The following is a 10,772-nucleotide window of genomic DNA, read 5'->3' on the forward strand; positions in this document are numbered from 1 at the left end:
ATTGCTCCTAAATGAGGGGTTTTGTTGTTGAATGCCCCGTGGGGGCCGCGACCCGGATGCTTCACGGTGATGGATCATGGGCGCTCATCCGGTGCCGACCGCACTCATTTGATCATCCGACGCATCCGCCCATATGTCCAGAGGGCCTCACACCTGAGCGGCGTGAGCATCGCCACTCATCCGGGGGTTTCCCCGCGTGCAATCGGGGTTCCGCCGGGGGACCCTCCCGTGACCGCGCCCCCCTCCCGTGAGACCCTGGCCACTATCGACCGGCCGATACCCCGGGACTGACGCGTAACCTACGGTTCCGTAGGTACGATTGCTCCTATGACTGCGCCCGTCCCCGACGCGCCCACGGACTCGCCGGCCGCCGGCCGCGGCCCCGTCGAGCTCTCCCTGCCCCACCCGGTCAAACCCCGGCTCCGCGGCTGGCTGCACCTCGGAATGTTCCCGGCCGTGCTCGTCGCGGGTCTGCTCCTCACGGCTCTCGCCGACTCCGGCCGCGGCCGGCTGGCCTGCGGGATCTACACCCTGACCGCCTGCCTGCTGTTCGGCGTGAGCGCCGTCTACCACCGCGGCAACTGGAGCCCGCGCATGGACGGCGTCCTGCGCAGACTCGACCACGCGAACATCTTCCTGATCATCGCGGGCACCTACACGCCGCTGACGATGCTGCTGCTGCCCGAGGCCAAGGGCCAGTGGCTGCTGTGGGGCATCTGGGGAGCCGCCGCCGCCGGCATCCTCTTCCGGGTGTTCTGGGTCGGCGCCCCGCGCTGGCTCTACACCCCCTGCTACATCGCCATGGGCTGGGCGGCCGTCTTCTTCCTGCCCGACTTCATGCACGCGGGCGGTGTCGCGGTCCTCGTCCTGGTGATCGTCGGCGGCCTGCTCTACAGCGCCGGCGGCGTGATCTACGGACTCAAGCGCCCCAACCCCTCCCCCCAGTGGTTCGGCTTCCACGAGGTCTTCCACTCGCTCACCCTCGCGGCGTTCATCGCGCACTACATCGGCATCTCGCTGGTCGCCTACTGAGGGGCCCCTCCGGCCGGCGCGGGCGCCGGCCGGATGCCGCCCCGGACGTCCTCGCACCCGGCCCCACCTGCCGGAAACCCGGAGGCCGCGGGACGGTCGCCCGTGGCATCCTGACCCGGTGAACGGACCGGAGATCCACGTCGAATTCGCCCCCGAGCTGCGCCTGTTCGTGCCGCCCGCGCGGCGCGCCGGCGCCACCGGAGTCGTCACCGACGGCGCCTCCACGCTCGGGCATGTCGTCGAGTCGCTCGGCGTCCCGCTGACCGAGGTCGGCGCCCTGGCCGTGGACGGCCGGGACGTACCGGTGTCGCACATCCCCGCGTCGGGCGAGTCCGTCCTGGTGCGGGCCGTCCGGCGCCCGCAGTCCGTGCCGGGAGCCCCGCTGCGCTTCCTCCTCGACGTCCATCTCGGAACCCTCGCCCGCCGGCTGCGCCTGCTCGGCGTGGACACGGCGTACGAGTCCACCGACATCGGCGACCCGGCCCTCGCCACCCGCTCGGCCGCCGAGCGGCGCGTCCTGCTCAGCCGGGACCGCGGCCTGCTGCGCCGCCGCGAGCTGTGGGCCGGTGCCTTCGTCTACAGCACCCTCCCCGACGACCAGCTGCGGGACGTGCTGGGCCGCTTCGCCCCCGAGCTGAAGCCGTGGACGCGGTGCACGGCGTGCAACGGCCTGCTCGCGGAGGCGACCAAGGAGGAGCTCGCCGACCGGCTCGAAGGCGGCACGAGCCGGTCGTACGACGTCTTCGCGCAGTGCGCCGCGTGCGGGCGCGCCTACTGGCGGGGCGCGCACCACGACCGCCTGGAGGCCATCGTGGCGCGCGCCCTCGCGGAGTTCGGAAGCTGAGCTACGGCCTCCGCAGGTCCCCCTTCCCGCAGGCCCTGCCGTCGCCGTTCCGATCCAGGCCCAGCGGATCGTCCCGGCCGTTGACCCGCAGCCGGCCGTAGTCGTTGGTCTTCAGCCAGGCGCACCGGGCCGCTGCCGTCTTCTCCACCGCCGCCGGGAAGGCCGTCGGCACGCAGACGTTGACCGAGCCGTAGTGCGGGTCGCAGCCGGAGACCGTCGTGCTCACGTTCTGCGAGGTCCGCTTCCTGCCCGGCGCCTTGACCGTGCCCTCCAGGGAGTCGGCGAAGGAGTGGACGTGCGCCGAGGCGGCGTCCGCGGCCAGCGCGGACGGCCCCTGCAGATGGATCCACTCGGCCACCGAAGGCACCCCGTTGGCGTCGACCGCGAAGAGCATGTACCAGCCGGGCGGGGCCAGGTTCGGGTTGCTCGTCACGTTCAGGTCGACGTTGTTGCCGTCCACGCTCAGCGGGAGGTCCACGAAGCGCTGGTTGGGGTCGGAGGAATGCGTCACCGCGGCCGGGCGGATCAACTCCGCCTTGGCGATGGGCCGGTCCACCGTGATGCGCTGGGTGTCCCCGTACCGCCACTCGCTGTCGATCACCGAAGTGATCGCCGGGCGGGGGCCCTTGAGCAGGTACGGCGGGGTGTAGACGGACACGTCGTGGTTCCAGCTGCCGTTGCCCGGGTTGTCACCCGTCGTCATCACCCGGCCGTCGGGCAGCAGGAACGCGGACGAGTGGTAGCCGCGCTCCTCCGGGTCGGGTGTCACCGGGTCGAAGGAGGAGGTCGCCGGGTCGAAGAGGGACGACTCGTACACCGGATCGGCCCGGTTGTGCAGGGCACCGCCCGTCTCCAGGACCTTGCCGTCGGGCAGCAGGACCGCCGAGACGTACATCTTGCCCTGGCCGCCGCTCTGGGCGACCTTGCCGTTGCCGAGGTCGACCTTGCCCTGCGGGATCGGCGGCCCGGCCGTGTACGCCGGACTGGCGGCCTTCAGGTCGATGATGTCCGTCAGCCGGTTCGCGTCCGGGTTGGAGTCGATGTTGCCGCCGCCGAGGGTGAGCACCTTCTGGTCCTGGGCAGGGGGCAGCAGCACACTCGCGGACTGGTCGCGTTCGTCCTTCCGCTGCAGCCCGGGGATCGCGGTCGTCGTGTTGGCGTCGTAGTCGTAGACCGCGGAGCCGGTGCCCGGGGTGCCGTTGCCGAAGACGTGGCTGCCCGAGTAGAACAGCCGGCCGTCCTGCATCAGGATCATCGACGGGTACAGACCCCAGTACGACCAGGTCTGGTTGACCTTCCACAGCGGCTGCCACCGCTGCTCGGCGGCCGAGAAGCGCTCGGCGGTCACCGACCCGGTGGAGTCCTCGCGCAGTCCGCCGAAGGAGATCACGTCCCCGTTGCCCATGACCGTCGCGGACGGGTACCAGTGGCCGTCGTTCATGTCGTTGGTCCTGCTGTACGTCTCGGTGGCCGGGTCGAAGACGTACGACTCCTTGTACCCCTCGTACCCGTGACCGCCCGCCACCGGGAACGCCTTGTTCCCGCTCATCACCAGCACGCGCCCGTCCGCCAGCTGGACGTGCCCCGCGCAGAACATGTCCTTGGGCGTGGGGATCTGCTTGTACGTCCCCTGCACCGGGTCGTACACCGCCGAGGTGAACGTGCCCGCCTCGAACATCTCCTCGCTGTTGCCGGAGCCCGCGATCAGCAGCACCTTGCCGTTCCTCAGCACGACGGAGTGCATGGAGCGGACCGGGTTCTGCGTGGGCAGCACGGTCCACCTGCCGTTGGCGCACTCGTCTGCCGTGCCGGTGCACTGCACCGGCGGCACGGGGTCGGCGACCTGCTCCATCGTGTAGTCGTCGGTGGTCGCGGACCCCGTGCCGTACACCGAGACACCCCAGGTGATCCGGTCGGTGCCGGCCGGCACCGCCGGCGTGCGGACCGACGCCTGCGTCCAGCCGGCCGCCGTCTCCAGCGTCTTCAGGTCCGTCCAGTACTGCCAGCCGGCACTCGCGTCGTGCCGGAACAGGGTGAGGGAGGTGTCCGGGGTCGTCGACTTGTACCAGAGCCCGAGGTCGTACTGCTTGCCCGCCGTGACCACCGGCGCACAGGCCGCGCTCTCCGTGATCAGCGCCTTGCGGTCACCGTCGACCCGCCGGGTCAGCTCGACCTTCATCGCCTTGGAGCCCGAGTGGGCGCCCGCGACGGTCGAGAAGGTGAAGTCGTTGTCGCCCCAGCCGGACTTCTCCCAGCAGTACGGCATCCCGTCCGTGCCGGCCGTCTCGAAACCGGGGTTCTTGACGAGGTTCGCCGCCGCGGCGGGCTGCGGGGAGACCAGCAGCAGACCGGCGGCGAGACCCGCCACGGCCAGCAGCGAGGTTCTTCTTCGTGGTCGGAAGCGGAGGGTCACGCGGCTCTCCTTGCTGTGCGGCTGCGGCTGCGGTTACGGCTTCCGCGCCCGGACCCGGCGGCCCTGCGCGGCAGATAGACCAGCGCCTCGGTCCCGGCGAAACGCAGGACGAAGGTCGTCACCAGGGCCAGCGCGGTGGCGGACAGCGCCCCCATCCCGAACTCCCGCACGAACAGGGCAATCAGTGGGATGCGCAGGACCAGATCGGCGTTGGCGAGCAGCGCGAACCGGCCCACCCGGTCCCACCAGGTGCGGTGCCGGCGGCGCTCACGGAACAGCAGGTGCTCGATGAGCAGGAAGTTCCAGGCGACCCCGAGCTGGTTGGCGACGATCTCGGCCGGCAGGTAATGCACTCCGGCGGCCGTGAGCGCGTACAGGCCGAGCAGGTTCGGCAAAAACCCGGTGGCCCCGATCAGGCCGAAGACCACCATCCGGGCCACCGGCGAGGCGGTCCGCAGCCCGACCAGGTGCCGCATGAAGCGGAAGCCTTCCTGCGCCGTCGACTTGGACTCGCCCGCGAACCGGTCCTGGAAGACGAAGGGGACCTCGGTGACCTCGCGGGGGCGGCTGCGCACCGCGAGCTCAAGGAGGATCTTGTAGCCGAGCGGCTGGAGGACGTCGGCGGTGACCGCGCTGCGCCGGATCGCGAAGAACCCGCTCATCGGGTCGCTGATGCCGCGCAGCCTGCGCGGGAACAGCGCCTTGGTGAGCCAGGTCGCGCCGCGTGAGACGACGATGCGGTAGCCGCCCGCCAGCCCCTCCCGGCTGCCGCCCTCCACGTAGCGGCTGGCGACGACGAGCCCGGCGGACGCCCGCTCCCCCGTGGCCACCAACTCCGGTACCAGAGAAGGCGGATGCTGCAGATCGCCGTCCATGACCACGATCCAGTCGGAGGTCGCGGCCCGCAGCCCCTCGACCACGGCACCGCCGAGGCCGCCGACCGGTTCCTCCCGGTGCAGCACGGTGACGGGGAACGGGCAGTCCTGCGCCGCTCGTGAGATCACCTCCGGGGTGTCGTCCGTGGAGTCGTCCACGAAGACCACCTCGCAGGGCAGCCGGGCCGGCACCGACTCGGTGATCCGGCGCAGCAACTCCCGTACGTTCGCCGACTCGTTGAACGTCGGCACGACGATCGTGACGGCCCCGGGCTCGGGCACCTCGACGGCGCGCACTGCCGGGCCGCCGAGTTCCCCGGGGACCGCGGACGGGCCCCCGATCTCCTCGGGAACGGTGGACTCGTGGCTCATCGGGGGCCTCCCACGGCCTGGATCCGACGGATCTCGATCCGGTCCTCACCGGTGCCGAAGGTGGCGACCGGCGTCGAGTGCCGCATCGCCGCCCTGACGTTGGGCAGGTCGACCGCGTCCCGCCGTACCGTCGGTGAGGCCACCACGTAGTCGAGGTCGCGCCAGCCCCGCGGCATCGTCCTCGTCACCGCCGGGTCGAGGTCCGCCTTGTAGAACCAGATGACGCCGAGCCCCGGCCGGTAGCCGTCGTGCACCAGGTCGAGCCAGAGCGCGTCGTCGACGAGCACCCGGGTGTCCTCGGGGTTCACCACCCGGGTGGTGAGCCAGTGCGACGCGGCCCGGTACGGGGCGTTCGCGTCGGCGGTCACGGCGGTGCGGTCGCCGTCGTACCAGCGCGGCACGACATGGGCGGCGGCCGCGGCCACGAGCAGGGCCGCCGTCGCCCGGCGCCCCCAGGTGACATGACGCCTCTCCTCGGTGCTCCGCCACCGGCGCAGTACCGCGTGCGCCACGCTCGCGGCGCCTCCGGCGAGGACCAGCGCGAGGAACGGCAGCGCCTGGATGACGTACATCGCGGGCAGATAGCCGCTCGGCCGCAACGCGACCAGCGCGAGGATGCCGACGGTGAGCGCCGGCCCGGCCAGCGCGCGGGCGGTCACCGACCAGCGCCAGGTGAGCATCAGCAGCACGGCGCCCGCGAGACCGCCGAGGAGCAGGACGCGGTCGTAGTAGAGCCAGGACTGCAGCACACCGTACGAGCCGGACCCGGGGTCGAGGATGAACCCGGAGCCGGGGCGGCTCATCTGGTACGTGATGCCGTCCCACAGCGAGACGTGTCCCGCCCCGGGGAACAGCTCGCCCTTGAGCAGGGCGAACAGCGGATACGCCAGGCCGATCAGGACACAGGCGGTGACCGCGCCGGTGAGGGCGAACTTGCGGGTGTCGCGGTGGCCGTGGCGCCACATGGTGACCACGAGCGCCGGCAGGACGACGAGCATCGTCTCCTTGGTGAGCACCGCCGCCGCGGCCGCGAGGCCCGCCGCGAAGTGGTGCCAGAGATGGCGGCTCGGCGAGGCCGCCAGGCAGAACGCGAGCAGCGTCCATGTCACCGCGATGTTGTCCAGGAAGATCTCGCGCTGGAGCACCACCGACAGCGGTGAGAGCCCGAAGATCGCCATGGCCAGGCCGGCCGCCCAGCGCGGCAGCGACAGACGGCGCGCGAGGACGTACAGCAGGACCGCGCTCGCGGCGCTGACCAGCAGCATCGTCGTACGCATCGGTCCGACGGTCATCAAGGACGGGCTGATCCTGGCGGGGATCCAGGTCAGCGCCGCCATCTGGATCCAGCCGAGCGGCGGGTGGTCGTACCAGTAGGTGTAGTGGGCCAGTCCGTCGCCCTGCTGCACGGCCCAGGCCTGGGCGAGGTAGGTGCCCTCGTCGTCGCTGAGGGTCGGGTAGTCGGCGATGTTCCAGCCCTGCACGACCATGATCGCCACGAGCAGCAGCCCGCACAGGATCAGATCGGAGCGTGAACGGCGCAGACGCGGGACCGGACGGACGAGAGGAACGTTTTTGGGCGCACGAGGCCGCTGCGCGGGGACCGTGGTGGTCGCCGCGGGAAGGGTGGAGGTCACGCAGGAACGTCCTCTCGGATCGTCTCGGTGAGATGCGCACCGACATGGCTGGTCAACTCCCAGTCGGTGCGGCCCCGTTGCTCGCGCCACACCGCGCGAACGGCCGCGCCGGCGAGGAGCACCTGGTAGAAGGGCCCGCCGGCGATGAGCTTGAGGTAGTGCACGAAGCGCACACGCAGTCCGTACTGCTTGCCGAAGTCGTGCAGCCCGACCAGTTCGAAGACGAACGTGACCAGCGCGGTGACGGCCGGCAGGAAGGTGATGAAGGCGATGCCGACCGGCACGTCGAGGAAGAGCGCGACCGCCACGTTGAGCGGGATGATCACGCCGGAGAGGGCCTGCAGATAGGGCGTCATCAGCGTGTAGCGGGCGAGCAGCCGCTGCCCGAATCCCGGCAGCTGCTTCCAGTCCCGCTTGCGGTAGACCTGCAGGAACCCCTGGTTCCAGCGGGTGCGCTGCTTCAGCAGGGAGACCAGGCTGCCCGGCGTCTCCTCCCGGGTCACCATGTCGGAGTCGTACGCGACGACGACCTTCTTGCCGACACTGGAGAGCCGCACCCCGAGGTCGCAGTCCTCGGCGAGGCAGTCCGGGTCCCAGCCGCCCGCCTCGCGCAGTACGTCGGTGCGCACGAAGACGGTGTTGCCGCCGAGCGGAATGAAACCTTTCTGCGCATGGAGGTGCAGCCGCGAGCGGAACCAGAAGAAGTACTCCAGGCAGTTGCGCAGGCTGTACCAGCTGGAGTTGAAGTTGATCAGCTGCACGCCGCCCTGCACGACGTCCGCGCCCGTGGTGCGGAACGCGTGGTCGACGTGGGCGAGCAGCTCCGGATGGACCTGGTCCTCGGCGTCGAAGACCCCGACGACGTCGCCGCGGCAGTGCGGCAGCGCCGTGTTCATGGCCTTGGGCTTGTTCTTCTTCTCATGGGTGTCGACGACGACCCGCACACGCGGGTCGCGGGCCCCGGCCCGGCGGGCGACCGCAGCCGTCTCCGGGTCGTCGTGTCCCACGATGACGATGATCTCGTAGTCGTCGTGACCGGACTCGAGCAGCCGCTGGATCGTGTGGTCCAGCACCGCCTGCTCGTGGCGCGCGGGCAGCAGCAGCGAGAAGGACAGCCCCTCTCCGCCGTCCGGTCTGCTGAAACGGGTGGAAGCAAGCACTTCGGGCGTACGCCACGCGTGCATCTGCCACCACAGGGTGAAGGCCGCCATCCAGAACAGAGCCAGCGAAACGGCAGCGATGAAGACAGATGTGAGCAACAGATCCCCCCAGATCCCAAACCCCCTGTCGCGACGGCGTGTCACCAACCGTCGCGTCACCGTGAGGAGACTAGGTGGGAACTGTGAAATCCGTAAGGTCTTCAAATAAATAGAGTGTTTCGGAATGCTCGGTCAAGTAACCCCATCTATCCGACCACTTCGGAATCTTCCGATCCGTATCCACCCGATTCAGTCGGAAACCGCGCCGCCCAGCGCCTCACGGAGCCGCTCGACATCCGACGTCGGAGCGTCACAGGTGAAGTTGCGGCAGACGTACGCGGCGGGCTCACCGCCCAGCAGCGGCCGGCCCGCCAGCAGCGGGAGCTCGTCACTGTCCGCGGCCCCCACCGCGACGACCGCACCCGGCGCCGTCCCCAGCAGCGCCGCCCGGTGCAACGCCCTGGTGGCCTCCGCGTCCACCGGACCGACCACCGCCACCTCGCGCGGCCCGTCCAGCAGCGCCTCGGCCACCGACAGACCCCAGCCCACGAACCGCGGGGCCCGCGGACCCAGCGCCTTCACCACGCCCAACGCCCGCTCCGCGGCCGTCCGGTGGGGCTCCGCACCGGTCTGCGCCGCGTACGACAGCAGCGCACCGGCCGCCGCGCTCCAGCCCGAGGGCGTGGCGTTGTCGGTCGGGTCCTGAGGCCGGCGGATGAGGCGTTCCGCGTCCGCCGCCGTGTCGAACAGGGCACCCGACTCGGCGTCCGTGAACTGCGCGAGGACATGGTCGAGCAGGAACCCGGCGAACTCCAGCCAGACCCCCTCACCGGTCACCGACGCCAGCGCGAGGAAGCCCTCCGCCACGTCCGCGTAGTCCTCCAGGACACCCGCGTGCGCACCCGCCCGGCCGTCCTTGCTGGTCCGCGCCAGGCGCGCCCGGTCGTCCAGATGAAGCCGCACGAGGAGGTCGGCGGCCCCGATCGCGGCCTCCACCAGATCCGCACGCCCGAAGTAGGCGCCCGTCTCCGCGAGCGCGGCGATCGCCAGGCCGTTCCAGGCGGCGACCACCTTGTCGTCCCGGCCCGGCGCCGGACGCTCCCCGCGCGCGGCGAGCAGCCGCTCCCGGACGGAGGCGAGCCGCTCCGCGTCCAACCCGCTTTCCCCCGGCGGGAGTTGCAGCACCGAGGCACCCTCCTCGAAGGTGCCCTCCTCGGTCACGCCGAAGTGCCGGGCCGCGCTCTCCGCGTCGTCCCCGAGGACGTCGCGGAGCTGCTCCGGCGTCCACACGTAGTACGCGCCCTCGACGTGCCGGCCGGTCCCGTCGTCGCTGTCCGCGTCCAGCGCGGAGGCGAACCCGCCCTCGGCCGTGCGCAGTTCGCGCACCATGAAGTCCGCGGTCTCCAACGCCACCCGCCGCGCGAGCGCGGACCCGGTGGCCCGCCAGAGGTGCGCGTAGACGCGGCACAGGAGGGCGTTGTCGTAGAGCATCTTCTCGAAATGCGGGACCACCCAGTCGCGGTCCACGGAATAGCGGGCGAACCCGCCGCCGAGCTGGTCGTAGATGCCGCCGCGCGCCATCCGCTCGCAGGTGTCCCGCGCCATCTGCAGGGCGCCCTCGGAGCCGGTGCGGGCGTGGTGGCGCAGCAGGAACTCGATCACCATGGACGGCGGGAACTTGGGCGCGCCGCCGAAGCCGCCGCGCTGCTCGTCGTAGTCACGGGTCAGTCCCAGCAGTGCCCCGGCCAGCTCCTCCTCGCCCGGCACCTCGGTGCCGCCGTAGTTCAGCTCCCGTCCCGCAAGGTCCCGCACGATCTTCCCGGCGACCTCGGCCACCTCGTCGTGGCGGTCGGTCCAGGCGCCGTGCACGCCTTCGAGGACCTCCCGGAAGCCCGGCATCCCGTGGCGGGGCTCGGGCGGGAAGTAGGTGCCGAAGTAGAACGGCTCGGCGTCCGGGGTGAGGAAGACGGTCATGGGCCAGCCGCCCTGGCCGGTGGCGGCCTGGACCGCCTCCATGTACACGGCGTCGACATCGGGCCGCTCCTCGCGGTCCACCTTCACGCTCACGAAGTGCTCGTTCAGGTAGGCGGCCGTCGCCTCGTCCTCGAAGGACTCGTGCGCCATGACGTGGCACCAGTGACAACTGCTGTAGCCCACGCTGAGCAGGACGGGCACGTTGCGCTTGCGCGCCTCGTCGAAGGCATCGGCCGACCAGGGCCACCAGTCGACGGGGTTGTCGGCGTGCTGGAGCAGATACGGGGACGTCTCACGGGCCAGTCGGTTCACCCTTCCCACTCTGCCACGGTGGGCGTGGCGACGGAGAAGCCGCGCTTCACCCGGCGTGCCTCCACCGCGGGTCCGACCGTGACCGCGCGCGTGCTCCGCGGCGGGCCGCGCCGATGA

General features: G+C 71.1%; 7 protein-coding genes. 2 read left to right on the forward strand and 5 right to left on the reverse strand.

What is annotated here, in order from left to right; genetic code table 11:
• Positions 1–327: 327 nt before the first annotated feature.
• Both trhA and ACZ4NT_RS24875 read left to right on the forward strand, forming a co-directional pair.
• Entirely contained in the window at positions 328–1,032 is a 705-nt protein-coding gene (trhA, locus tag ACZ4NT_RS24870) for a PAQR family membrane homeostasis protein TrhA (RefSeq protein WP_121405710.1), read from the forward strand.
• Between the two features lie 118 nt (positions 1,033–1,150).
• On the forward strand, positions 1,151–1,876 hold the full coding sequence (locus ACZ4NT_RS24875; RefSeq protein WP_121405709.1) for a Mut7-C RNAse domain-containing protein: 726 nt from the start codon (positions 1,151–1,153) through the stop codon (positions 1,874–1,876).
• Between the two features lies 1 nt (position 1,877).
• On the opposite strand, the gene ACZ4NT_RS24880 is transcribed toward ACZ4NT_RS24875, so the two are convergent.
• The 5 genes from ACZ4NT_RS24880 to ACZ4NT_RS24900 form a co-directional block, all read right to left on the reverse strand.
• Positions 1,878–4,142 (reverse strand): galactose oxidase-like domain-containing protein, encoded by a 2,265-nt coding sequence (locus ACZ4NT_RS24880; protein WP_467727706.1) that lies wholly within the window; start codon positions 4,140–4,142, stop codon positions 1,878–1,880.
• 143 nt (positions 4,143–4,285) lie between these two features.
• Complete coding sequence (locus tag ACZ4NT_RS24885; RefSeq protein ID WP_121405707.1) at positions 4,286–5,536, reverse strand: glycosyltransferase family 2 protein; 1,251 nt, start codon at positions 5,534–5,536, stop codon at positions 4,286–4,288.
• The gene (locus ACZ4NT_RS24890) at positions 5,533–7,170 is read right to left on the reverse strand and encodes a phospholipid carrier-dependent glycosyltransferase (RefSeq protein WP_121405706.1); all 1,638 of its coding nucleotides are present in this window, start codon (positions 7,168–7,170) and stop codon (positions 5,533–5,535) included. Before ACZ4NT_RS24890 ends, ACZ4NT_RS24885 begins: the two co-directional genes overlap by 4 nt.
• Positions 7,167–8,429, reverse strand: coding sequence for a glycosyltransferase (locus ACZ4NT_RS24895; protein WP_121405705.1), 1,263 nt, complete (start codon positions 8,427–8,429; stop codon positions 7,167–7,169). Before ACZ4NT_RS24895 ends, ACZ4NT_RS24890 begins: the two co-directional genes overlap by 4 nt.
• Before the next feature lie 189 nt (positions 8,430–8,618).
• Positions 8,619–10,655 carry a thioredoxin domain-containing protein gene (locus ACZ4NT_RS24900; RefSeq protein ID WP_467727667.1) on the reverse strand — a complete coding sequence of 679 codons (2,037 nt, stop codon included), beginning with the start codon at positions 10,653–10,655 and terminating at the stop codon, positions 8,619–8,621.
• Positions 10,656–10,772: the final 117 nt, after the last annotated feature.

Source organism: Streptomyces sp. NPDC026417 (assembly GCF_055567695.1).

What these genes read in the sequence shown, in the direction of transcription:
- trhA (WP_121405710.1), top strand. Translation starts at nt 328, where the DNA reads ATGACTGCGCCCGTCCCCGACGCGCCCACGGACTCGCCGGCCGCCGGC.
- ACZ4NT_RS24880 (WP_467727706.1), bottom strand. Translation starts at nt 4,142, where the DNA reads ATGCCGTACTGCTGGGAGAAGTCCGGCTGGGGCGACAACGACTTCACC.
- ACZ4NT_RS24885 (WP_121405707.1), bottom strand. Translation starts at nt 5,536, where the DNA reads ATGAGCCACGAGTCCACCGTTCCCGAGGAGATCGGGGGCCCGTCCGCG.